This window comes from Streptomyces sp. NPDC085927 (assembly GCF_044540975.1).
Lineage (GTDB): Bacteria > Actinomycetota > Actinomycetes > Streptomycetales > Streptomycetaceae > Streptomyces > Streptomyces hirsutus.
Window position 1 is genome coordinate 149,628 of the sequence record NZ_JBITSN010000003.1, and the last position, 22,738, is coordinate 172,365.

Sequence of the window (22,738 nt, forward strand, 5' to 3'; positions counted from 1 at the left end):
GAGGAGCCCCGGAAACGCTCAGGCCAGGTGCCGGTAACGGCCGCGGAAGTAGGTCAGCGGCCCGCCGTCCGCACTGGGTACGTCCGCCGCCAGGACGCGGCCGATCACCAGGGTGTGGTCGCCGGCCGACACCCTCTGCTCGGTGCGGCACTCCAGGGTGGCGAGGGCGCCGCCGACCAGGGGGGCGCCGCTGTACTCGCCCCGCACGTACGGGATGTCCGCGAAGAGGAGGCGGTCGCTGATCCGGCCCTTCATCGAGAAGCGGCCCGCGATGTGCCGCTGGCTCTCGGACAGGACCGACACCGACCACAGCGGCTGCTCGTCGAGCAGGTCGTCCATGCGGGAGCCCTCACGCAGGCTGACCAGCACCAACGGCGGGTCCAGGGACACCGACAGGAACGCGGTCGCGGTCATGCCGACGTCCTCGCCGACCGGTGCCCGCGGGTCGTCCGGGTCCAGCGACGGCTCCTGCGCGGTCACCAGGACCACACCGGCGGCCAGACGGGACAGGGCTGCGCGGAACTCGTCGTTGCTCACCCCCTCAGCATGCCGGGCGGCGGGTACGGCGGTGATCGTGGACGGGGGTACGGGAGTGTTCAGCACACCGGGAACGCTAGTCTCCGCTCCATGCACACCGCATCGGGCCTCCGCCCGAGCGGGGACCTAGGACCAGCGACGGACTCCCGCGCCCCACGGGCGCGAGCCGGCACCCACGGACCGAACCCTGTGGAAGGGGTGCGGAATTCGCATGCGGCGCATGCCGCGCATTCGGCGTATCCGGTGAATGGCCGGAGAAATCGCGGAAAGGTCTCCCAATTGTTCACGTTTAGTTGTGACTTGAGTCACAAGAGGCGATAATTGTTGACCCTGTGTACCGAGTGGGCAGCGCGCTGTGATTCAGTGGCGGGGAGACTGCCAGGACGATACGCCGATGAGAACGCTTGATTCGCTGCGAGGTCCCGGGGGGAGGGTGAGCATGGAGACCGAGTCGGAGCCCTACGTCCGTCTTGCTTCCCTGCGGCAACTGCACCAGGGCATGGCCGACATGAACACGGCCCGCAGCCTGGCCGACACCCTCCAGACCGTCGCCGACGGCGTGGTCGACGCCCTGGGGTACGAACTGGCCTGCGTCAACCTCGTGCGTCCCGACGGCGACCTGGTCGTGGCCGCCCTGTCGGGCAACGCGGCAGCCGAAGCCCTCATCACCGGCCGGGTCGGCTCCCGCGAGTCCTGGGAGCGCCGCCTCTCCATGGGCGAGGCCTGGGGCGACCTGATCTTCATACCGCACACCGAGGGCTGGGTCCTCGACGACGACGACGTCCCGCAGTGGTACACCGACGGGCCCGCCCCCCGCTTCGAGGACGAGTGGCACCCCTCCGACCGCCTCTTCGCCCCGATGTACGCCCCCGGCCCGCAGGGCGGCGGAGCCGGCGAACTGGTCGGCGTGCTCTCCGTGGACCGCCCGCGCAACGGCCGGCTGCCCGGCGCCTGGGGCCGCGAAGCGCTCCAGATGTACGCCTTCCAAGCCGCCATCGCAATCAGCAACGCCCGGCTGCGCTCCAACATGCAGCGCGCCCTGGTCCGCCTGGAGCGCGAGCAGCAGGCACTGCGCGCCAGCGAGGAGAGCTTCCGGCAGGCCTTCGAGTACGCCCCGTCCGGCATGGCCGTCGCGGAGATGGGCGGCGACCAGCACGGGCGCGTCCTGCGCACCAACGACGCGCTGTGCCGGCTGCTCGGCCGCCCCGCCTCCGCGATGCGCCGCTACTCCTTCTCCGACCTCGTGCACCCCGAGGACATCGGCACGCTGCTGCGGACCTCCGCCGAGGGCGGCCGCGCCGAGCTGCGGCTGGCCCGCCGGGACGGCACCTACGTGTGGGTGTCCCTGCGCAACTCCGTGGTCGCCGACGCGGCCGACGGGCCGCGCTTCCTGCTCACCCACGTCGAGGACATCGAGGAGCGCAAGCGCCGCGAGCTGCACCTCGCCCACCGTGCCTCCCACGACTCCCTCACCGGCCTGCCGAACTCGGCGGAGCTGCGCACCCGGCTCTCCGCCCGCCTGTGTCAGCAGCGCCCGTCGATGCTGCCCGCCGGCGGGGACGAAGCCATGGCCGCCTTCGAGTCCTTCGACTCCCAGGACGCCGCCTACGGCCCGCCCGCCTTCGACCGCGGCCACGACTTCGACTTCCCGCCCGAGGCCGAGGGGTTCGAGGGATACGACCATCATGTGCACGCCATTGCCCCCGCCGCGGACCACGACGACGGCGCCAAGGGCCTCGCGGTGCTCTTCTGCGACCTCGACGGCTTCAAGTCGATCAACGACCGGTTCGGGCACAACGCGGGCGACGCGGTGCTCATCGAGGTCGCCCGCCGGCTCAGCGACGGCGTCCGGGACGGCGACACCGTCGCCCGGCTCGGCGGCGACGAGTTCGTGATCCTCGCCAACGGGCTCGGCCGGGCCGACGCCCAGGACCTCGCCGTACGGCTGCGCAACGAGATCATCCAGCCCATACGGGCCGAGGGCCGGGCCGTGCGGGTCGGCGCCAGCTTCGGCATCGGATGGGCCCACTGCGGCATGACGGCGGACGAAGTGCTGAAGTCGGCCGACGAGCGGATGTACATCGAGAAACGATCTCGTCCCAAACAGCATCGGCGTGCGGGATGAACCGCAGCTCAGCGAGTTGATGCGGCCTGAGTCACCCGTTCGGGCCGTCGGGTGAGGGTCCCCCCGTTCGAGTAAATTCGAGAAGGGGGGAGGGTAGGCTCGCTCTTCTCAGCACCTGTACCGCATCCGATCCGCAGCTAGGAGTACCAAGGGATGACGCCCGGCAACAACGGCGCGAGCACGCCCGAGGACGACGACCCGTTCGGCTACCTCTACGCCGACGGGCAGGCCAACGGAGCCCAGCCGCCGTCCGGGGGTTACGGCTACCCGAACTCGGTCAACCGGGTGCGGCCGGTCGGCACACGCCAGTACGGCCAGCAGGGTCCCGCGGCGCAGGCGCCGCAGCAGCAGGGAACGTACGGCCGGCCGAACGCGAACTACGCGGCACCGGAGACGCTGCCCGGCGCCGCCCCCACCGTCTCGTCGCAGCTTCCGGGCGGCCGCGGTGGTCATGGCGGAGGCGGCCGGGGCCGCGGCCCGAACACCAAGGGCCTGCTCATCGGCGCCGTCGCGGTGGTCGCCGCGGTGGTCATCGGCATCAGCGTGGCCATGATCGGTGGCAACGACGAGGACGACAAGGGCGAGAACCAGGCCGACTCGACGCCGACCCAGGCCCAGACCACCGAACCGAGCAGCCCCCCGGCGAGCGGTGACAAGGAAGAAGAGGAAGCGGCCGAGCTGCCGCCGATCGACGCGAAGGCGCTGCGCCTGGGCGGCGGCGCGGCCCTGGCGCAGGACGTCGAGGGCGCGCAGTCCGACGGCGGCACCTACGTGGCGAACCTCAACCAGCCGGGTGCCGCGGTCACCTGGACGGTCGACGGCATCCCGAAGGACGGTGACTACACCGTCTTCGTGCGCTACAGCACCACCGACGATCCCCAGTCGATGACGCTCACCGTCAACGGCAAGGAGTTCGGCAACAAGCTGAACATGGACAACTTCGCCCGCGCCAAGGACGGCGACTTCTCCAAGGGCTGGACCAAGACCTTCGCCTGGCCCGCCCTCAACAAGGGCACCAACACGATCTCGGTCTCCTGCAACGACGGCGACAAGTGCAACGTCCTGCTGGACCAGCTGTGGCTGAAGGAAGGCCGGGTCAAGGAGTAGGGGCGGGGCCGTTCCGGTCGGCGCCGGCCACCGGGACAGGCCCTACGCCGCTCCGGCCTCGCTCGTGACCACCGTGCGCCGCAGCAGGTCCTCATAGGTCTCGCGGTCGAACTCGCCTGCCGTCGGGGCCAGTACGGTCGCCGCCGACAGGGCTGCCGCCCGGACGAGGCGGTCCGGCCACGGCAGGTGCTCCACCAGGCCCGACAGCAGGCCCGCGACCAGGGAGTCGCCGGCGCCGGTGGGGTTGCCGCGCAGGCGGGCCGGTGGTGCGGTGCGCCAGCGGCCCTGAGGGGTCACCGCGAGCAGCCCGTCCGGGCCCAGGGAGGCGACCACCGCGCCGGCGCCGCGCCGGCGGGCGTCCTGGGTGGCGGTCAACGGATCGTGGGAGCCGGTGAGTTCGGCCAGTTCCTCGGCGTTCGGCTTGAGGATGTCGGGGCGCCCGGCGATGCCGCGGCGCAGCGGTGCCCCGCTGGTGTCGAGGAGGACGGGGACCTTGGCGGCGCGGGCGGTGCGGATCAGTCCCGCGTAGGCGCCGACCGGGACGCCCGGGGGCAGACTGCCGCACAGGGCCACCGCCGAGACACCCTCCAGCAGATCCTCGTAGACCTCCTGGAAGGCGCTCCACTCGGCGGGGGAGACGACCGGGCCGGGCTCGTTGAGCTGGGTGGTGGTGCCGGAGCGTTCGTCGACCACGGCCAGGGTGCGCCGGGTCGTGCCGGACACCGGGAGCAGCGCGTCCGTCAGGCCCGGTATCGCCGTCAGCCTCTCGCGCAGGAGCCGTCCGGTGAGGCCGCCGGCGAAGCCGGTGACCGTCGTCTCGTGGCCCAGGGCGGCGAGCACCCTGGCCACGTTGACGCCCTTGCCGCCGGGGCGTTCGAGCACCTCGGCGACCCGGTGGGAGGCGCCCGGGCGCAGGGCGGGCACGCGATGGGTGATGTCGAGAGCGGTGTTCAGTGTGACGGTGAGGATCACCGGACCGGCCTCCCTCCGTCATGCCGGCCCCCGATCATGCCAAAGAGACGGCCGTCGGCCCACCCCCCGTCGGGCACCCGCTTCCCGGCGAGGGCCCGACCGGTGGAGAGGAGGGGGACGGATCAGCCCAGTGGGGGAGCGACCACCCATTCACCCCGGCGCATCACGCCCTTGAGGGTGAAGTCCGCGTCGAGGACCACCAGGTCGGCGTCCTTGCCGGGTTCCAGGGAGCCGATCCTGTCGTCCATGCCCAGCAGCCGGGCCGGGTTGGCGGACAGGGCCGCGACCGCGTGCTCGACGGGCAGCCCGTCGACGGTCACCGCCCGCTTGAGGGCGCGGTCCAGGGTGAGCGTCGAGCCCGCGATGGAGCCGCCCTCCACCAGCCGGGCCACCCCGTCCGCGACCTCGACCTCCAGCGGGCCGAGCAGGTAGCGGCCGTCGCCGAAACCGGCCGCGTCCATCGCGTCCGTGACGAACGCCACCCGTCCGGGGCCCGCGTGGTGGAACGCCAACTGGAGGGCGGCCGGGTGCAGATGGGTGCCGTCGTTGATCAGCTCGACCGTGACCCGCTCGTCCTCCAGCAGGGCGGTGATCGGGCCGGGGGCGCGGTGGCCGAGCGCCGGCATCGCGTTGAACAGGTGGGTGGCGACCGTGGCGCCCGCGTCGATGGCCGCCACGGTCTGCTCGTACGTCGCGTCGGTGTGGCCGACGGCCGCGATCACGCCGTGTTCGGCCAGCAGGCGTACGGAGTCGAGGCCGCCGGGCAGTTCGGTGGCGAGGGTGACCATCTTCGCCCGGCCGTGGGCGGCGTCGATCAGCTTGCGGACCTCCGCCGGGTCGGGGTCGCGCAGCAGTTCCTCGGAGTGCGCGCCTTTGCGGCACGGCGAGATGAACGGGCCCTCGAAGTGGACGCCGGCGATGTCGCCCTGTTCGGCCAGCTCCGCCAGCAGGCCCGCGCGCCGGACGAGGACGTCCATGTCGCCGGTGACGGTCGAGGCGACCAGGGTGGTGGTGCCGTGCAGACGGTGGGTGTGGATGCCCTTGAGGACCTCGTCGACGGTCCCGGAGGGGAAGGACGCGCCGCCGCCGCCGTGGTTGTGGAGGTCGACGAAGCCGGGCACCAGCCAGTGCCCGGCCAGGTCGAGCGTCTCGACGGCGTTCGAAGCGTCGGCAGGGGCGCCGGAGGGGACGTTCGCGGGGCCCGTGGTGACGATCCGGGTGCCCTCCACGGTCACGCGGCCGTTGTCCACGGCCCCGGTGGGCAGTACCACCCGGGCACCGGTGAGAACCTTGGTGGGGGCCATCAGGTGGTTACCTCCGAGGGGTCAGTGGTGGTGAGGAGATCCCGGGCGAGGAGTCCCGCGCCCAGGCATCCGGCGGCGTCCCCGAGGGCCGCGGGGACCAGGGACGGCGGTTTCTGGAAGGTGACCCGCTGCCGGACGGCCTCCCGCAGCGGTGTGAACAAGGTTTCCCCGGCCTCGGCCAGCCCGCCACCGATGATCAGAGTGCGGGGGTCCAGCAGGGTGAGCGCGGTGACCAGCCCGTCGGCGAGCGCCTCGACCGCCTCCTGCCAGACCTTCCGGGCCCGTACGTCGCCCGAGGCCACGGCCTTGGCGCAGTGGGCCGCGTCCGCGTCCGGGTCGCCGCAGGCCGCCGCCCACGCCTCGCCGACCGCGGCCGCGGACGCGTACCGCTCCAGGCAGCCGCGCTGACCGCACGGACAGGGGGCCCCCCCGGGCCGTACGACGATGTGGCCGATCTCGCCCGCGAAGCCGTGCGCGCCCGCCTCCACCCGGCCGTCGATGCCGATGGCGCCCGCGATGCCGGTGCCCAGCGGCACGAACAGGAAGCGGTCGGCGCCCCGGCCCGCCCCGATGCGGCCCTCGGCGAGCCCGCCGGTGCGGACGTCGTGGCCGAGGGCGACCGGGATGCCGCCGAGCCGCTCCGCGAGCAGCGCGCGCAGCGGCAGGTCGCGCCAGCCGAGGTTGGCGGAGTAGACGGCGACGCCCCGCGTCTCGTCGACGATGCCGGGGACGGCGAGGCCGGCGGCGGACGCGGGCTCGCCGAGGTGTTCGGCGCCGTGGTCGAGGAGGTCGGCGGCGAAGTCCAGGATTCCGGCGGCGACCGCGTCCGGACCGTGCTCGCGCGGGGTGGCCCGGCGGGCCCGGTGCAGCAGCGTGCCGTCCGCTCCGACCAGGGCGGCCTTCATCCCGGTGCCGCCCACGTCGAGGGCGATGACATGTTCCACGGGGGACAGTGTGACCCCGGGACCCACAAGAGGTCTAGTCCACTTACGTGGTGTAGACCTTAATCCGATTATCGGAAACTTTTCGGAGCGGATGGCGCGGAGCGCCGGAGTTGGGGCAGGAAGCAGTGCAGCGGCGGAGCTTGGCAAGGACGATCGCGGCGGTATCCGCACTGGGACTGACGGGGGCCCTCGGCGGATGCGGTCTCGGCGGGGACTCCTCCGACGTCACCCTGGAACTGATCGCCGCCGACTACGGCACCGGCGTGGACAACAGCTCGAAGAAGTACTGGGCCGCCCTGACGGAGGAGTACGAGGCCGAGCACCCGGGCGTGAAGATCGACGTCACCGTCCACTCCTGGAACGACGTCGACCGCAAGGTCAAGGAGAGGGTCGACGCGGGTGACCCGCCGGACATGGCCCAGATCGGGGCGTACGCCGACTACGCGGCCGACGGACTGCTCTACAAGGCCGACGACGTGCTCTCCATCCCCGTACAGGCCGACTTCGTCGCGCAGTTGGCCAACGCGGGCCAGATCGGCGGTGTGCAGTACGGCATGCCGTTCGCCTCCTCCACGCGCGTGCTGTTCTACAACAAGACCCTGTTCGAGGACGCCGGCCTCACCCCGCCCACCACCTGGGCCGAACTCGCCGCGAACGCCGAGGTGTTGAAGGAAGAGGGCGTGAAGTACCCCTACGCCCTGCCCCTCGGCCCGGAGGAGGCGCAGGCCGAGACCATGCAGTGGCTGCTCAGCGGCAAGGGCGGCTACACCGACACCATGGGCGCCTACGTCTTCGACTCCGCGCAGAACACCGCGACCGTCACCTGGCTGAAGGACGAACTGGTCGGCAAGGGCCTGACCGGTCCCGTCGCGCCCGGCGAACTCGACCGGGCCGACGCGTTCGCCGCCTTCGCCGCCGGTGACGTCGGCATGCTGAACGGCCATCCGTCGCTGATCGGCATGGCCGAGCAGAAGGGCGTGGAGTTCGGCACCGTGCCGACGCCGGGGACCGCCGGCGAGAGCCCGGCCACCCTCGGCGTCGCCGACTGGATGATGGCCTTCAACAAGAGCGGCCACCGCGACGAGATCGGCGACTTCCTCGACTTCGTCTACAGCGAGGAGCACGTGCTCGACTTCTCCCGCGATTACGACCTGCTGCCGGTCACCACCTCCGCCTCCCGCGTGATGAGCGAGTCCGCGGAGGACGAGAAGCTCCGGCCCTTCCTCGACCAGCTGCCGACCGCGGAGCTCTACCCGGTCGGCAAGACCTCCTGGGCCGACGTCAACGCGGAGATCAAGCAGCGGATCGGCAAGGCCGTGGCCCGCAACGGCAGCCCCGAGGACGTGCTGGGCCGGCTCCAGGCGACCGCCACGCGCGCGGAGAGCGCGCAGTAGGGCACATGCCCGCCGCCCGCCGCCCGCCGCCCGCCGCCCGCCGCCCGCCGCCCGCCGCCCGCCGCCCGCCGCCCGCCGCCCGCCGCTCGCGGACCGGCTGTCGGCGGCGGAGGTTACCGTGCGGGTATGGACCAGGGCCCAGGCATGGACGAGGAACGGGAGCGGGACCAGGGGCAGGAGCGGCTGGCACGGCGCGAGCGGGACGTCCTCGCGCTGGAGCGCCGCGGCTTCCTCGGCCCCGGCGCGAAGGAGCGGGCGATCCGCGAGGAGCTGGGCCTGGTCCCGGTGCGCTACTACCAGCTCCTCAACGCCCTGCTCGACGACCCCCGCGCCCTGGCCCACGACCCGGTCACCGTGAACCGGCTCCGACGCGTCCGCGAGTCCCGCCGCACGGAACGCTGAACGCGGGCCGCCGGCGGGGGCGGCTGTCGCCGGCCGGTGGCGTCAGCCGTCACCGTCACCGTCACCGTCAGCCGGCCGGTCGGCCGGTCAGTCGGTCGGCTGGTCGGCCGGTCAGTCGGTCGGCTGGTCGGCAGGTCTCAGCCGGTCGGCCGGTTCTGCGGGGTCAGGGCCCGTGCCAGCGCCCCGAGCAGGTGGACGACACCTTCGGGGCCGTCGACCACCACGTCCGCGCGTTCCCGCAGCTCCGTGACCTCGTCGCTGCCGCTGCACACCAGCACACCGGGGACGCCGTCCGAGCGGAGGTCGTCGACGGCGGCGTAGGCGGGGAGGTCGCCCAGGTCGTCGCCCGCGTAGAGGACGGAGCCGGCGCCGATCTCGCGGGCGTACTCCGCCAGGGCGACTCCCTTGTCCATGCCCGGCGGACGCAGCTCCAGGACCATGCGGCCGGGCTCGACGACCAGCCCGTGCCGGTGTGCCAGGCCGGTCAGCGGCTCGCGCAGCGCCTCGAGGGCGGCCTGGGGATCGGCGGCCCTGCGGGTGTGGACGGCCACCGCGCGGCCCTTCTCCTCGGTCCAGGTGCCCTCCGGGGCGCCGACCCGGTCGAGCAGCTCCGGCAGTTCCGCGCGGACGGCGGCGACCCCGGGGTGCGGGGCGGGCGCGGTGATGTCACCGGTGGCGGCGTCCCAGCGCTCGGTGCCGTAGTGGCCGAGGACGACGAGGTGCTCCAGGCCGGGGACGTCCGCGAAGCCGCCGTGCCGCACCGCGACCGCGGGCGGCCGGCCGGTGACCACCGCCACGGAGGCCACCCGCGGGGCGAGCGCGGCGAGCGCGCGCACCGCGCCGGGATGGGCGCGGGCCTGTTCGGGGTCGGGCACGATCGGCGAGAGCGTCCCGTCGAAGTCGAGGGCGATCAGCGCCTTCCCCGGCCGCGCGAGCAACGCGTCGAGCCCGTCCCGCCCGGCCCGCGTGGCGGGCACCGGGAGGGGGGCGGAGGCGCCGGCGTCACCGGCGTCGGGGTGCATGGCGTTCGGGTCCGTGGAATCCGTGGGGCTGCCCATACCGCCAACCTATCCACGCCCGCCCCTCCGCACGCATCCGTGACCGGCCGTTCAGGGACGAAGGGGGGCCGGGGAGCGGGCGGGCGCTCGGGAGGGGCGGGCGGCCGGGAGGGGAGGCCGGTGCTAGCTTCCGTCCCGCAGCGCGTTCAGCTGGTCCAGGAACCACTGCTGCGGCGGCAGCGCCGTCGCCGCCCCGGCCAGGCGTTTGGCGCGCTCGGTCCGCTCCTCCGGGCGCATCGTGAGTCCTTCGTGCAGGGCCCGCGCCGTGTCGACCACGTCGTACGGGTTGACGGTGATCGCGTCCTCGCCCAGTTCCTCGTAGGCGCCCGCCTCCCGGGACAGCACCAGCGCGCAGCCCCGGTCGGACAGGATCGGGATCTCCTTGGCGACCAGGTTCATCCCGTCCCGGATGGGGTTGACCAGGGCCACGTCGGCCAGCCGGTACGCGGCCAGGGAGCGCGCGAAGTCGTCCTTGACGTGCAGCACGACGGGCCGCCAGCCCGGGGTCCCGTACCGCTCGTTGATCTCCTCGGCGACCCGCTGCACCTCGGCCGTGTAGTCCCGGTACACGGCGAGGTCCTGCCGGGAGGGATAGGCGAAGGCGACGTGCACGACACGTTCGCGCCACTCGGGGTGGTCGTCGAGGAGCTGCCGGTACGCGAGCAGGCCGCGCACGATGTTCTTCGACAGCTCGGTCCGGTCGACCCGGACGACGGTCTTGCGCGGGGTCCCGTCGGCGGCGGTGCCGATCTCCTCGCGGAGCGCGACGATCCGTTCCTCGACGTCCGCCTCGTGCGCGCGGCCGCGCAGGAAGTCCGCGTCGGCGCCCAGCCCGTGCACCCCGATCGCGGTCCGTCCGAGTCCGTCCGCGAACCGCTCGCAGCACGCGGTGAACGCGTCCGCCCAGCGCCGGGTCAGGAAGCCGAGCCGGTCCGCGCCCAGCATCCCGCGCAGCACCTGCCCGGCGATGTCGTCGGGCAGCATCCGGAAGTACTCCGGCGGGGCCCACGGCGTGTGCGAGAAGTGGCCGATGCGCAGGTCGGGGCGGAGCTCCCGGAGCAGCCCCGGGACCAGTGTCAGGTGGTAGTCCTGCACCACGACCGCGGCCCCCTGGGCCGCCTCCTCGGCCAGCGCCTCGGCGAACGCCCGGTTGTAGGCCTCGTAGGACGCCCACTGCCGGCGGAACTCCGCGTCGAAGACGGGCTCCAGCGGTGTCTGGTACAGCATGTGGTGCACGAACCACAGCACCGAGTTCGCGATGCCGTTGTACGCGTCGGCGTGCACGTCCGCGGGGATGTCCAGCATCCGCACGCCGTCCTCGCCGACCCCGCGCCGCACGGCCTCGCGGTCGCCGTCGGACAGCGCCGAGCACACCCACAGCGCGTCCGCGTCCGACCCGATCGCCGACAGTCCGGACACCAGCCCGCCGCCGCCCCGTCTGGCCCGCAGCGAACCGTCCTCGTCCACCGCGTACGAAACGGGGCCGCGGTTCGACGCGACCAGCACCTGAGCACCCTGACCAGCATGGATGGAAGCCATACGCCTCAACCTAGCCCGCCTCCGAAACGCTCAAACGTGCGGATCAGCCGTATGCGGATCAGCGGCTCGGCCGTATACGACCGGATATGCCCGGAACACCAGGTCAAGGGCTGTGGCGAGGACCGCGGACCGTCGTGGTCAGGCCACCCGGCGGGACCGGTACTCGGCTATGTCCGCCATCGGGGGCCGCTCCTCCGTGTCCACCGGGTGGGTGCGGGGCTCGAAGCCGGCGCCGGTGCGTTCGAACTGGGTGAGCGCGGGGCGGACGAGGTGGCCGCGGGCCAGGCGGAGGTGGGCGGTGCGGTAGATCGCGGCGGCCATCCGGCCGAGGGCCTGGCCGTCCTGGTGGCGGTGTTTGCGGACGCCGACGTCGACCTGGGCGAGGGCGTCCAGGCCCACCAGGTGCAGGGCGTCGACCAGCATGCCCAGCTCGACGCCGTAGCCGACGGGGAAGGGCAGCCGTTCCAGGAGCGAGCGGCGGGCCGCGTACTCGCCGCCGAGCGGCTGCACGAAGCCGGCCAGCTGCGGCCAGTGCAGGTTGAGCAGCGGGCGCGCCATCAGCTCCGTGACCCTGCCCCCCTGGCCGGCCGCGGAGCCCAGGGGCCGGTCGTACATGGCCTTCACCAGCTGCACGTCCGGGTCGGTGAGCAGGGGGCCGACGATGCCGGAGACGAACTCGGCGGAGAACTCCCTGAGGTCCGCGTCGACGAAGCAGACGATGTCCCCCCGGGTGACCAGCAGGGAGCGCCACAGCACCTCGCCCTTGCCGGGCACGGCGGGGACGCGGGGCAGGATCGTGTCCCGGTGCACCACGGTCGCGCCCGCCGAGGCGGCCACCCGGGACGTGCGGTCGGTCGAGCCGGAGTCCACGACCACGATCTCGTCGACCAGCGGGACCCGCAGCATCAGCTCGTGCCGGATCGCCGTGACGATCCCGCCGACCGTGGCCTCCTCGTTGAGCGCGGGCAGCACCACGCTCACCGTCTGTCCCGTGGCGCGTTTCGCGGCCAGGAGGCGGTGCACCGGGCGGTCGGTCACGGACCAGGAGCGGTCGGCCAGCCAGCGCTCGACTTCTTCCAGCACGGTCGGCGGCTCCTCACCTCTGCGGTCCATAACCCCTCTGGTCCATACTCCTGCGTCCCGTACCCGGGCGGCCCGTACTCCCGTGATCCATGCCCTGTGATCCGTCTCGCGGTTCGGACGTGCCCTCTCCACCGCCCTGGCCTTCGGTTACAGTCTTGAACAACGCGGACGGGCCCCGCACATCGGGGGTCGCGACCCTCTCCGGTCCTCGCCCGCGCCGCACGACCCACAACCGCACGACACAACCGCATACAGCTCATCCAGAGGGGCAGAGGGAAACGGCCCGATGAAGCCCCGGCAACCCTCCAGCCGGTTCTCGTAGATCACCGTCGATCGACGATCACAGCGCATTGCGGCGTTCACCGCCCGGCGCGGTGGATCGCGTCGCTGATCGTCCTCGCGAGGCTCCCGGCTAGGGAAGGTGCCAAATCCGTCTCACGGCGAGATGCGTCGTGAGGAAGATGAGGAGAAAGGGCCTCGCCTCACATGGCTGTGCAGACTGCCGAAAGCACTACGGAATCCGCTGCCGGATCCGCCACGCCCTCCGTCGATCTCGGCCCCGCCGCCGCGCTGTCCTGCCGCGAGTGCGGCCACCGCGTACCGCTCGGTCCGGTCTTCGCCTGCCAGGAGTGTTTCGGCCCGCTGGAGATCGCCTACGACTTCTCGGACCACGACACCGAGGAACTGCGGCGGCGCATCGAAGCGGGCCCCGCGAACATCTGGCGTTACGCGCCCCTGCTGCCCGTCCCCGCCGACGTGGCGACCAAGCCGAACATCAACCCCGGCTGGACCAAGCTCGTCCAGGCCGACAACCTCGCCCGCGAACTCGGCGTCACCGGCGGCCTGTACGTCAAGGACGACTCCGGCAACCCGACGCACTCCTTCAAGGACCGGGTCGTCGCCCAGGCCCTGGAGGCCGCCCGCGCCTTCGGCTTCACCACCCTCTCCTGCTCCTCCACGGGCAACCTCGCCGGTGCTGTCGGCGCCGCCGCCGCCCGCGCCGGACTGCGCTCCTGCGTGTTCATCCCGCACGACCTGGAGCAGGGCAAGGTCGTCATGGCCGCCGTCTACGGCGGGGAGCTCGTCGGCATCGAGGGCAACTACGACGACGTGAACCGCTTCTGCTCCGAGCTGATCGGCGACCCGGCCGGCGAGGGCTGGGGCTTCGTCAACGTCAACCTGCGGCCGTACTACGCCGAGGGCTCCAAGACCCTCGCGTACGAGATCTGCGAGCAGCTCGGCTGGCGGCTGCCCGACCAGATCGTCGTCCCCATCGCCTCCGGCTCACAGCTCACGAAGATCGACAAGGGGCTGCGGGAGCTGATCGAGCTCGGCCTCGTCGAGGACAGGCCGTACAAGATCTTCGGCGCCCAGGCGGAGGGCTGCTCGCCGGTGTCGGCCGCGTACAAGGCGGGCCACGACGTCGTCCGGCCGCAGAAGCCGAAGACCATCGCCAAGTCGCTCGCCATCGGCAACCCCGCCGACGGCCCGTACGTCCTGGACATCGCGCGCCGCACCGGCGGCGCGGTGGAGGACGTGACGGACGAGCAGGTCGTGGAGGCCATCCGGCTGCTCGCCCGGACCGAGGGCATCTTCGCCGAGACCGCGGGCGGCGTGACCGTCGGCGTCACGAAGAAGCTGATCGAGAACGGCGACCTGGACCCGGCCCTGACCACCGTCGTGCTCAACACCGGCGACGGTCTCAAGACGCTGGACGCGGTGGCCGACACCGGCCTGACCGCGACCATCCGCCCGAACCTGGACTCCTTCCGAGAGGCTGGCCTCGCATGAGCGTGACCGTTCGCATCCCCACCATCCTGCGCACCTACACCGGCGGCAGGGCCGAGGTCGGCGCCGAGGGTGCCACGCTCGGCGACGTCATCGCCGACCTGGAGAAGAACCACACCGGGATCGCCGCCCGGGTCCTCGACGACCAGGGCAGGCTGCGCCGCTTCGTCAACGTCTACGTCAACGACGACGACGTCCGCTTCGAGCAGGGCCTTCAGACCGCGACCCCGCACGGCGCGGGTGTGTCGATCATCCCGGCCGTCGCCGGCGGCTGATCATTACCATCGGTAATCACGCTTACTGAGCGTTCACCGGATTGCCCCCTCCGTGAGAGAAGCGGAGGGGGCAATTCCATGGGGTTGAACGCGATAGAGTCGGGGAACACGGCCCTGATTTCCCCCTCGGGAACCATTAATTCCTGCCGCCCGCCCGACTGGATGTAGCCAAAGTCTGGGCCCTTTCTGCGGCTTTTGCGGCGTTTGCCCGGTCTGACTTGCCCTGAAATCGGACGAATTACCGTCACATTCCGGACCGGCGACGTCGAGATTTCTCGTCCGATTGACCTGTTGCAGAGGGCAGTTGGGCAGATACATTCAGCCGCGGTCGACGCGTTCCGGCGCACGCCCCCAACCGTTTGGGGAGTGAGGTCTGACCCGGATCCGCGAAGTGCGGATCTGTGCAAGGGCCAGTAATAGGGGAGTTAGGCATGGCTCAGGGCACCGTCAAGTGGTTCAACGCGGAGAAGGGATACGGCTTCATCGCGGTCGACGGTGGTGCGGATGTTTTCGTCCACTACAGCGCGATCCAGATGGACGGCTACCGCACCCTTGAAGAGGGCCAGCGGGTCGAATTCGAGATCTCGCAGGGCCAGAAAGGCCCGCAGGCCGACATGGTTCGCGTCACCGCCTGAACGCGTTACCAGCAACCACGAGAATTTTCCTGCCAGTGAAGGGCTCGTGTCTCCGGGGTCACCCCGGGGCGCGAGCCCTTCGCCTTGCCCGGGACCCGTCCCGCCGCTTGCCCCGGAGGCCCGGGGGTGCGCCCTTCCCCTGCTCCGCTTGCCCGCCCTGCCCCCCGCCCCTGTCCCCTGTTCCGTCCCCCGCTCCGCCCCCTGCCCCGTCCTCCTGTCCGCCTTGTCCGGGTGTTCGCGGGTGGCTGAGTCGGCCGCCGATCCTCGAAGGCGCTTGCACTCGCATGGGTCGAGTGCTAATCATTGCGTTAGCACTCTGAAGGTGAGAGTGACAACGTAAGGACCGGGTCGGTGAGGCCCGCAGGACCGGTGGAGCAGGGAACCGCCGGGTCTGTGAGCCGTCCGTCGCGGGCGCGGGCGCGGTCCTGGAGTCATCACCCCCAGTCCTGGAGGGACCACTTCACATGGCCAAGATCATCGCGTTCGACGAGGAGGCGCGGCGCGGCCTCGAGCGCGGCATGAACCAGCTCGCGGACGCCGTCAAGGTGACGCTCGGCCCCAAGGGCCGCAACGTCGTCCTCGAGAAGAAGTGGGGCGCCCCCACGATCACCAACGATGGTGTGTCCATCGCCAAGGAGATCGAGCTCGAGGACCCGTACGAGAAGATCGGCGCCGAGCTGGTCAAGGAAGTCGCCAAGAAGACGGACGACGTCGCCGGTGACGGTACGACCACCGCGACCGTTCTCGCCCAGGCCCTGGTCAAGGAGGGCCTGCGCAACGTAGCCGCCGGCGCCAACCCGATGGCCCTCAAGCGCGGTATCGAGAAGGCCGTCGAGGCCGTCTCCGGTGCCCTGCTGGAGCAGGCGAAGGACGTCGAGACCAAGGAGCAGATCGCCTCCACGGCCTCCATCTCCGCCGCCGACACCCAGATCGGCGAGCTCATCGCCGAGGCCATGGACAAGGTCGGCAAGGAAGGCGTCATCACCGTCGAGGAGTCCCAGACCTTCGGTCTGGAGCTGGAGCTCACCGAGGGTATGCGCTTCGACAAGGGCTACATCTCGGCGTACTTCGCCACCGACATGGAGCGTATGGAGGCGTCGCTCGACGACCCGTACATCCTGATCGCCAACTCCAAGATCGGCAACGTCAAGGACCTGCTGCCGCTCCTGGAGAAGGTCATGCAGTCGGGCAAGCCGCTGCTGATCATCGCCGAGGACGTCGAGGGCGAGGCCCTGTCGACCCTGGTCGTCAACAAGATCCGCGGCACCTTCAAGTCCGTCGCGGTCAAGGCCCCGGGCTTCGGCGACCGCCGCAAGGCCATGCTCGGCGACATCGCCATCCTCACGGGCGGCGAGGTCATCTCCGAGGAGGTCGGCCTCAAGCTGGAGAACGCCACGGTCGATCTCCTGGGCCGGGCCCGCAAGGTCGTCATCACCAAGGACGAGACCACCATCGTCGACGGTGCCGGCTCGGCCGACCAGGTCCAGGGCCGCGTGAACCAGATCCGCGCCGAGATCGAGAACAGCGACTCGGACTACGACCGCGAGAAGCTGCAGGAGCGCCTGGCGAAGCTCGCCGGCGGTGTCGCGGTCATCAAGGCCGGTGCCGCCACCGAGGTCGAGCTCAAGGAGCGCAAGCACCGCATCGAGGACGCCGTTCGCAACGCGAAGGCGGCCGTCGAGGAGGGCATCGTCGCCGGTGGCGGCGTGGCCCTGCTCCAGGCCTCCTCGGTGTTCGAGAAGCTGGAGCTCGAGGGTGACGAGGCGACCGGCGCCAACGCCGTGCGGATCGCGCTCGAGGCCCCGCTGAAGCAGATCGCCGTGAACGCCGGCCTCGAGGGCGGTGTCGTGGTGGAGAAGGTGCGCAACCTGACCCCGGGTCACGGCCTGAACGCCGCGACCGGCGACTACGTCGACCTGGTCAAGGAAGGCATCATCGACCCGGCCAAGGTGACGCGTTCCGCGCTGCAGAACGCCGCGTCGATCGCCGCGCTGTTCCTGACCACCGAGGCCGTCATCGCCGACAAGCCGGAGAAGGCCGCCGCGGCCGCTCCGGGCGGCATGCCGGGCGGTGACATGGACTTCTGAGCCTGATTCACCTCAGGTTCGGACCCGGTCCGTCAGTACCGAGGGCGGCACTTCCTGCGACGCAGGGGGTGCCGCCCTCGGGCGTTTCCGCGAGCGGGGCTCGGTCGGCGTAGTCCTTCGGCTCCTCGGTGTCGAGAGTGATGCCCACCGGGGGCGGGAGTGATGCTGACCGGGGGCGGGAGCCCGACGGTCGCGCCCCGGGGGGAGGGGGGACCGGGACTGCTGGTAACGGCTGTCCTTTCGTGTCGTTTCCGGGGCATCGCGGCGCGGAGCCCGGCCGCACGGGTCCGGACCGTGGTGGCGGACAGGGGCGGGTGAGTGTGGCCGGGGTCACGCTCGAGGGGGAGGGGTGGGCGGAATGCCTTCCCGTGGTCGTCGGTTGGGGCAGGTGTGCATTTAATGCATACGCACATACTGACTGGTATCCACAGCGAGGAGCCCCCACGTGACCGTCACCGCCACGGAGACCGCCGCCCGAGCCGCCGCGATCCTCTCCCGTCCGGCCGTGATCAACGGCCTGACCGTCCCGAACCGCATCGCGATGGCACCGATGACCCGCATGTTCTCCCCGGGCGGCGTCCCCGGCGAGGACGTGGTGTCGTACTACTCCCGCAGGGCCGCCGCCGGTGTGGGGCTGATCGTCACCGAGGGCACGTACGTGGGGCACGAGTCGGCCGGTCTCAGTGACCGGGTGCCGCGGTTCCACGGGGAGGAGCAGCTGGCCGGCTGGGCGAAGGTCGCCGACGCGGTGCACGCGGCGGGCGGCACGATCGTGCCGCAGCTCTGGCACATCGGCATGGTCCGCGAGCAGGGGCAGGCGCCGTATCCGGACGCCCCGGCGATCGGCCCGTCCGGCGTACGCACGGACGGCACCGAGGGTACGGGCAAGGCGATGACGCGGGCCGACATCGACGACGTGGTCGGCGCGTTCGCGCAGGCCGCCGCGGACGCCGAGCGCATCGGCTTCGACGGCGTGGAGCTGCACGGCGCCCACGGCTACCTCATCGACCAGTTCCTGTGGGCGGGCACCAACCGTCGTACCGACGCCTACGGCGGCGACCCGGTGGCGCGGACGAAGTTCGCCGCGGACGTCGTCGCCGCGGTCCGCGAGCGGGTCTCGCCCGGGTTCCCCGTCATCTTCCGCTTCTCGCAGTGGAAGCAGGACGCCTACGACGCCCGCCTCGCCGAGACCCCCGGGGAGCTCGAGGCGATCCTCGCACCGCTCGTGGCCGCCGGTGTCGACGCCTTCCACGCCTCCACGCGCCGCTACTGGCTCCCGGAGTTCGAGGGCTCGGAGATGAACCTGGCCGGCTGGGCGAGGAAGCTGACCGGCAGGCCCGCCATCACCGTCGGTTCGGTCGGCCTGAACGGGGAGTTCCAGGAGGCGTTCCAGGGGCGGGGCGCGGAGCTCCGCAGTCTCGACAGTCTTCTCGACCGGCTGGAGCGTGACGAGTTCGACCTCGTCGCGGTGGGGCGCTCGGTGCTCCAGGACCCGCAGTGGGCGGCGAAGGTCCTCGGCGGGCGCATCGGCGAGCTCGCGCCGTACGACGCGGCGTCGCTCAAGACGCTGAGCTGAGCCCCGGAGGCGGAGGAGCCGGGGGGGGGGGGGGGGGGGGGGGGGCGCGGGGCGGGGGGGGGGGGCGCGGGGCGGGGGGGGGGGCGGGGGGGGGGGGCGAGTGGGGTCGCTGCCGCCTTCCGCCGGGGCTTGCCCCCATCCTTTGCGTTGCGCCCGGGGGGGGGGGGCGCGGGGGCGCGGGCCCGGGGGCCCGCGCGCGCCGGCTTCCTGCTTCTTCTCCCGGTGCGGCTTCCGGTGCGGCTTCCTGTGCGGCTTTCCGCTTCGGCTGCTCGCGATCTCCAAGGGTGCCGACTGGGGCTGGGGGAGCGGCACCACGCTCGGCCTGTTCGCGGCGGCCGTCGTCGTCCTGGTGGCCCGGGGCTTCTACGAGCTGCGCGTCACCGAGCCCCTGGTGGACCTGCGGGTCTCGGTCCGCCCCCAGGTACCGGTGACCAACGCCGCCTCGGTGGCGATCGGCTTCGCGATGTTCTCCATGTCCCCGGTCATCCCGCAGCTGCTCCAGCTGCCGGAGCAGACCGGCTACGGGCTGGGCACGTCGCTGCTGACGGCCGGCCTGGTCATGGCCCCGTCCGGCCTGGTGATGATGGCGCTGGCCCCGGTCTCCGCACTCGTCTCCCGCGCCAAGGGACCGAAGGTGACGCTGATGACCGGCGCCCTGATCGTCGCCACCGGCTACGGGCTGAACGTCGTCCTCATGGCCGAGGTGTGGCACTTCGTGCTGGCGTCCTGTGTCATCGGCGCCGGTATCGGTTTCTGCCACGGGGCGATGCCCGCGCTCATCATGGGTGCCGTGCCCGTCTCCGAGACGGGCTCCGCGAACAGCCTCAACACCCTGATGCGGTCCCTGAGCACGTCCGTCGCCAGCGCCGTCGCCGGTGTCGTCCTGGCCCAGATGACCACGCGGCTCGGTGCGTTCGCGGTGCCGTCCGAGGACGCCTTCCGCACGGTGCCGGCGCTCGGCTCGGGTGCCGCGCTCGTCGGGTTCGCCGTGGCGGCCTTCATCCCGCGCCGGCGTCCGGAGGGTCCGACCGTGGCGCGTGCGGAGAGCGCGGAGAGCTCGGCCGGGGCGGGGACCGAGTCCGCCGAGTCCGCCGGGGTTCCGGCCGCCAAGGCGTAGTCACAGGGCTGCGGGGCGCGGGGGTGCGAGGAGGCGGGGACGCGGGGAAGCGGCGTTACAGAGTCCCCGTCGGCTCGCTGCCGGTCCGGGCCGGGACGCCCCACACGCGCAGTACCTCGTAGTCGGTGAACTCGAGGACCAGCCGGTAGGCCATGGCGGGCCGGGGCCCGCGCCGCTCGGCCGCGATGAACAGTTCGGCCTCGCGGCGGTCGCGGCGCGGGGTGCCGCACAACTGCCACGCCTGACCGTTCCACAGCTCCGGCAGCCAGCGCTGCTGGGGCTGGGGGCGGTCGCTGTGCATTCCGTACCGGGACGGGACGGGCCCGGCGGGTGCCTGCTGGGGCGCCGGCCCGTTGAACTCGGCGCGGCGGGCCGTACGGCGCCGGGTCTCGCACAGCAGGCACAGGTCGGGGGCGCTCTCGTCGACCGGGCCGGTGGGGTGCTCGGCGCAGCGCGTGCTGGGCACGGCCGTGCTGACGCTCTCCTCCAGCCGGTCCAGCGCGCGCTTCAGGTCCGCCCGGACCTCGTGCAGCTTGGCGTCCGGGGTGTCCCCGGACAGGGCCTCGCCGTGCTCACCGAGAACGCGCAGGGCGCGGCCCAGGGCGGTGAGCTGCGCGTGGTTCATGGTCGCCTCCGGGGTGGGGTGGGCCGGTCCAGTATCCCAGTCCCGGGTGCGACTGGTTCGGGCCCGGGTCGGCCCGGGTCAGCTCGTGGCGTCCTGCGGACCCGGTGCCGGTCCTGGTGCCGGTTCCGGTGCCTGTGCCAGCGCGGTACGCAGGTGGCCGTGCGAGCCGGTGAGGAGGCGGGCCGCGGTCGGGCCGTCCACGTCGGCCAGCAGGACCAGGATGGCGTTCTTCACCTCGCCGTCCGTGGCGGCCAGGGCGCGCTCGATGTCGGTGTCCGCCGCCCCCGTCGCGAGGGCGACGATACGGCGGGAGCGGGCGCGCAGTTTCTCGTTGGAGGCGCGCACGTCGACCATCAGGTTCCCGTACGTCTTGCCCAGCCGGATCATCGTGATCGTCGAGATCATGTTGAGGACGAGCTTCTGGGCGGTGCCGGCCTTGAGGCGGGTGGAGCCGGTCAGCAGTTCCGGGCCGACGACCACCTCGATGCCGTGCCCGGCCGCCGCGGCGAGCGGGCTGCCCGCGTTGCAGGCGAGGCCCACCGTCAGGGCGCCCCGCGTACGGGCGTGCGTGACGGCGCCGACGGCGTACGGCGTGCGCCCGGAGGCGGAGACGCCGACCACGGTGTCGTCGGCGGTCAACGCCAGCGCGTCCAGGTCGGCGGCGGCCAGCTCCGCGGAGTCCTCGGCACCCTCGACCGAGGTGACCAGGGCGCCGGGGCCGCCCGCGATCAGGCCGACGACCTGGCCCGGGTCGGTGTTGAAGGTCGGCGGGCACTCGGAGGCGTCCAGGACGCCCAGCCGGCCGGCGGTGCCCGCGCCCGCGTAGATCAGCCGGCCGCCCCGGGCCATCCTCTCGGCCACGGCGTCGATCGCGGCGGCGATCGCGGGCAGCCGCTCGGCCACGGCGGCGGCGACGGTGGCGTCCTCGCCGTTCATCAGCCGGGCGATGCCGAGGGTGGGCAGCCGGTCGACGTCCGCCAGCTCCGGGCGGAACGCCTCGGTGGTCAGGGTCTCCAACTCCGCGCGGAGGGTACGAGGCCCGGACGCGTCGGGCGCGTCGGGCGCATCGGGCGTGCCAAGCGCGGAGGACTCGGAGGACTCGGACGTGTGGGTCATGGAACGGGTTTCTCCGGTCTGTCCGGTGCGGGAACTGTGGTGGGGGCGGGGCCGCGGCTAGCGGGAACCGCTCCGGTGCCGGTGGGCCAGTGCCTCGTAGGACGCGGACAGCGCCGGGGCGGCCGACTCGTAGGTGCGCTGGGCGATGCCCACGAACAGGCAGTCCACCACCAGGAGCTGACTGGTCCGGGACGACATCGCGGCCGGGCGCAGCTCGCTCTCGCGGGCCGTGGACGTGGTCAGTACGTGGTCGGCGTACTGGGTGACGGGCCCGTCCGGCCGGCCGGTGATCGCGATGGTCGTCGCCCCGCGCTCGAAGGCGACCCGGAGCGGTTCGATGACGTCGCCGGTCGAACCGGAGTGCGTGATGGCGATGGCCACGTCACCGGCGCGCAGCTGCACCGCGTTGGTGACGGCGAGGTGCGGGTCGCTGTGGGCGTGGGCTATCAGCCCTATGCGCAGCAGTTTCTGGGTGAGGTCCTGGGCGACCAGGCCGGAGGCGCCGATGCCGTACACGTCCGTCCGGCGGGCGCCGGCCAGGGCGGCGACGGCCGCGCCGAGCTGGACGGTGTCCAGGCCGGCGGCCGTGTCGGCGAGGGTCTGCTGCTCGTCGTAGGCGAGCTTCGCGACGACGTCGGCGATGGGGTCGTCCACCGCGATGTCGGTGGTGATGGCGGGGGCACGGCCCGACTCCTGCTGGGCGGCGAGCCCGGCGAGGGCCAGGCGCAGGTCGCGGTAACCGGGGTAGCCCAGCAGGCGGGCGGTGCGGACGACGGTGGCCTCGCTGGTGCCGGTGAGTTCGGCGAGGCCGGTGACCGTGAGGGCCGCGCAGCCGGCCGGGTCGCCCGCGACGGCCTCGGCGACCCGCTGCATGGAACGGGTCATCGACGGCGCCAGCGTGCGGACCTTGGCCGCGAGGGCGGCGGGAGCGGGTGGGGCGGCAACGGAATTGCCGGAGGTACTGGTGCCGCGCCGGTCCGCGAAAATTTCCTTCACATTCTGGGTCACTGTTGAAAGATATTTTCGTTTCGGTGACGCGGTCAAGAGTGCGCAC

The 22,738-nt window shown here is 72.3% G+C and carries 19 protein-coding genes, 1 pseudogene and 1 riboswitch; of the genes and pseudogenes, 10 read left to right on the plus strand and 10 right to left on the minus strand.

The annotated features are described in order from the left end of the window. Positions 1–18: 18 nt before the first annotated feature. On the minus strand, positions 19–603 hold the full coding sequence (locus ACIF80_RS09720; protein WP_399801660.1) for a flavin reductase family protein: 585 nt from the start codon (positions 601–603) through the stop codon (positions 19–21). A gap of 373 nt (positions 604–976) precedes the next feature. Here ACIF80_RS09720 and cdgB point away from each other — a divergent pair, with 373 nt between their 5' ends. Both cdgB and ACIF80_RS09730 read left to right on the plus strand, forming a co-directional pair. Further along, positions 977–2,662 carry a diguanylate cyclase CdgB gene (cdgB, locus tag ACIF80_RS09725; protein ID WP_399801663.1) on the plus strand — a complete coding sequence of 562 codons (1,686 nt, stop codon included), beginning with the start codon at positions 977–979 and terminating at the stop codon, positions 2,660–2,662. A 153-nt stretch (positions 2,663–2,815) separates the two neighbouring features. Beyond that, positions 2,816–3,769 carry a carbohydrate-binding protein gene (locus ACIF80_RS09730; RefSeq protein WP_399801666.1) on the plus strand — a complete coding sequence of 318 codons (954 nt, stop codon included), beginning with the start codon at positions 2,816–2,818 and terminating at the stop codon, positions 3,767–3,769. Positions 3,770–3,811: 42 nt separating this feature from the next. Here ACIF80_RS09730 and ACIF80_RS09735 read toward each other — a convergent pair whose 3' ends face one another. From ACIF80_RS09735 to ACIF80_RS09745, 3 genes are all read right to left on the minus strand, one after another. Continuing rightward, positions 3,812–4,741 carry a 1-phosphofructokinase family hexose kinase gene (locus ACIF80_RS09735; protein WP_399801669.1) on the minus strand — a complete coding sequence of 310 codons (930 nt, stop codon included), beginning with the start codon at positions 4,739–4,741 and terminating at the stop codon, positions 3,812–3,814. A gap of 122 nt (positions 4,742–4,863) precedes the next feature. Then, positions 4,864–6,045, minus strand: coding sequence for an N-acetylglucosamine-6-phosphate deacetylase (gene nagA / locus ACIF80_RS09740; RefSeq protein WP_399801672.1), 1,182 nt, complete (start codon positions 6,043–6,045; stop codon positions 4,864–4,866). Then, positions 6,045–6,989 (minus strand): ROK family protein, encoded by a 945-nt coding sequence (locus ACIF80_RS09745; RefSeq protein ID WP_399801675.1) that lies wholly within the window; start codon positions 6,987–6,989, stop codon positions 6,045–6,047. Before ACIF80_RS09745 ends, nagA begins: the two co-directional genes overlap by 1 nt. 125 nt (positions 6,990–7,114) lie before the next feature. Between ACIF80_RS09745 and ACIF80_RS09750 the strand changes: the two genes are divergently transcribed. Further along, positions 7,115–8,383 (plus strand): extracellular solute-binding protein, encoded by a 1,269-nt coding sequence (locus ACIF80_RS09750; protein WP_399802604.1) that lies wholly within the window; start codon positions 7,115–7,117, stop codon positions 8,381–8,383. Positions 8,384–8,509: 126 nt separating this feature from the next. Further along, positions 8,510–8,785 (plus strand): DUF3263 domain-containing protein, encoded by a 276-nt coding sequence (locus tag ACIF80_RS09755; protein ID WP_399801678.1) that lies wholly within the window; start codon positions 8,510–8,512, stop codon positions 8,783–8,785. Between the two features lie 137 nt (positions 8,786–8,922). Here ACIF80_RS09755 and otsB read toward each other — a convergent pair whose 3' ends face one another. The 3 genes from otsB to ACIF80_RS09770 form a co-directional block, all read right to left on the minus strand. After that, a complete protein-coding gene (gene otsB, locus ACIF80_RS09760) occupies positions 8,923–9,843 on the minus strand; it encodes a trehalose-phosphatase (RefSeq protein WP_399801680.1) in 921 nt (306 codons plus the stop codon). A 123-nt stretch (positions 9,844–9,966) separates the two neighbouring features. Continuing rightward, entirely contained in the window at positions 9,967–11,382 is a 1,416-nt protein-coding gene (locus tag ACIF80_RS09765) for a trehalose-6-phosphate synthase (protein WP_399801683.1), read from the minus strand. 138 nt (positions 11,383–11,520) lie between these two features. After that, positions 11,521–12,465 carry a glucosyl-3-phosphoglycerate synthase gene (locus ACIF80_RS09770; RefSeq protein WP_399801686.1) on the minus strand — a complete coding sequence of 315 codons (945 nt, stop codon included), beginning with the start codon at positions 12,463–12,465 and terminating at the stop codon, positions 11,521–11,523. 253 nt (positions 12,466–12,718) lie between these two features. Further along, positions 12,719–12,933: riboswitch (SAM riboswitch) on the plus strand. An 18-nt stretch (positions 12,934–12,951) separates the two neighbouring features. On the opposite strand from ACIF80_RS09770, the gene thrC reads away from it, so the two are divergent. The 6 genes and pseudogenes from thrC to ACIF80_RS09800 form a co-directional block, all read left to right on the plus strand. Continuing rightward, positions 12,952–14,256 carry a threonine synthase gene (thrC, locus tag ACIF80_RS09775; protein ID WP_399801688.1) on the plus strand — a complete coding sequence of 435 codons (1,305 nt, stop codon included), beginning with the start codon at positions 12,952–12,954 and terminating at the stop codon, positions 14,254–14,256. Then, positions 14,253–14,528 (plus strand): MoaD/ThiS family protein, encoded by a 276-nt coding sequence (locus ACIF80_RS09780; protein WP_399801690.1) that lies wholly within the window; start codon positions 14,253–14,255, stop codon positions 14,526–14,528. Before thrC ends, ACIF80_RS09780 begins: the two co-directional genes overlap by 4 nt. A 431-nt stretch (positions 14,529–14,959) precedes the next feature. Beyond that, complete coding sequence (locus ACIF80_RS09785) at positions 14,960–15,163, plus strand: cold-shock protein (protein WP_004986573.1); 204 nt, start codon at positions 14,960–14,962, stop codon at positions 15,161–15,163. Between the two features lie 464 nt (positions 15,164–15,627). Next, positions 15,628–17,250 carry a chaperonin GroEL gene (gene groL / locus ACIF80_RS09790; protein ID WP_399801693.1) on the plus strand — a complete coding sequence of 541 codons (1,623 nt, stop codon included), beginning with the start codon at positions 15,628–15,630 and terminating at the stop codon, positions 17,248–17,250. A 445-nt stretch (positions 17,251–17,695) separates the two neighbouring features. After that, complete coding sequence (locus ACIF80_RS09795; RefSeq protein WP_399801696.1) at positions 17,696–18,826, plus strand: NADH:flavin oxidoreductase; 1,131 nt, start codon at positions 17,696–17,698, stop codon at positions 18,824–18,826. A 259-nt stretch (positions 18,827–19,085) separates the two neighbouring features. Then, positions 19,086–19,943, plus strand: a pseudogene (locus tag ACIF80_RS09800) (MFS transporter); the annotation flags it as partial. Between the two features lie 55 nt (positions 19,944–19,998). Here the strand turns inward: ACIF80_RS09800 and ACIF80_RS09805 are convergent. The 3 genes from ACIF80_RS09805 to ACIF80_RS09815 form a co-directional block, all read right to left on the minus strand. Next, positions 19,999–20,568: a hypothetical protein gene (locus ACIF80_RS09805; RefSeq protein WP_399801699.1), complete on the minus strand. Its 570-nt coding sequence runs from the start codon at positions 20,566–20,568 to the stop codon at positions 19,999–20,001. 78 nt (positions 20,569–20,646) lie between these two features. Next, complete coding sequence (gene murQ, locus ACIF80_RS09810; RefSeq protein ID WP_399801701.1) at positions 20,647–21,684, minus strand: N-acetylmuramic acid 6-phosphate etherase; 1,038 nt, start codon at positions 21,682–21,684, stop codon at positions 20,647–20,649. A 57-nt stretch (positions 21,685–21,741) separates the two neighbouring features. Further along, a complete protein-coding gene (locus ACIF80_RS09815) occupies positions 21,742–22,692 on the minus strand; it encodes a MurR/RpiR family transcriptional regulator (protein WP_399801703.1) in 951 nt (316 codons plus the stop codon). Positions 22,693–22,738 lie beyond the last annotated feature (46 nt).

Bases quoted from the DNA above. Each gene is read 5' to 3' on its own strand.
- cdgB (WP_399801663.1), top strand. From the start codon at position 977: ATGGAGACCGAGTCGGAGCCCTACGTCCGTCTTGCTTCCCTGCGGCAA.
- ACIF80_RS09730 (WP_399801666.1), top strand. From the start codon at position 2,816: ATGACGCCCGGCAACAACGGCGCGAGCACGCCCGAGGACGACGACCCG.
- nagA (WP_399801672.1), bottom strand. From the start codon at position 6,045: ATGGCCCCCACCAAGGTTCTCACCGGTGCCCGGGTGGTACTGCCCACC.
- ACIF80_RS09755 (WP_399801678.1), top strand. From the start codon at position 8,510: ATGGACCAGGGCCCAGGCATGGACGAGGAACGGGAGCGGGACCAGGGG.
- otsB (WP_399801680.1), bottom strand. From the start codon at position 9,843: ATGGGCAGCCCCACGGATTCCACGGACCCGAACGCCATGCACCCCGAC.
- ACIF80_RS09765 (WP_399801683.1), bottom strand. From the start codon at position 11,382: ATGGCTTCCATCCATGCTGGTCAGGGTGCTCAGGTGCTGGTCGCGTCG.
- thrC (WP_399801688.1), top strand. From the start codon at position 12,952: ATGGCTGTGCAGACTGCCGAAAGCACTACGGAATCCGCTGCCGGATCC.
- ACIF80_RS09780 (WP_399801690.1), top strand. From the start codon at position 14,253: ATGAGCGTGACCGTTCGCATCCCCACCATCCTGCGCACCTACACCGGC.
- ACIF80_RS09785 (WP_004986573.1), top strand. From the start codon at position 14,960: ATGGCTCAGGGCACCGTCAAGTGGTTCAACGCGGAGAAGGGATACGGC.
- groL (WP_399801693.1), top strand. From the start codon at position 15,628: ATGGCCAAGATCATCGCGTTCGACGAGGAGGCGCGGCGCGGCCTCGAG.
- ACIF80_RS09805 (WP_399801699.1), bottom strand. From the start codon at position 20,568: ATGAACCACGCGCAGCTCACCGCCCTGGGCCGCGCCCTGCGCGTTCTC.
- murQ (WP_399801701.1), bottom strand. From the start codon at position 21,684: ATGACCCACACGTCCGAGTCCTCCGAGTCCTCCGCGCTTGGCACGCCC.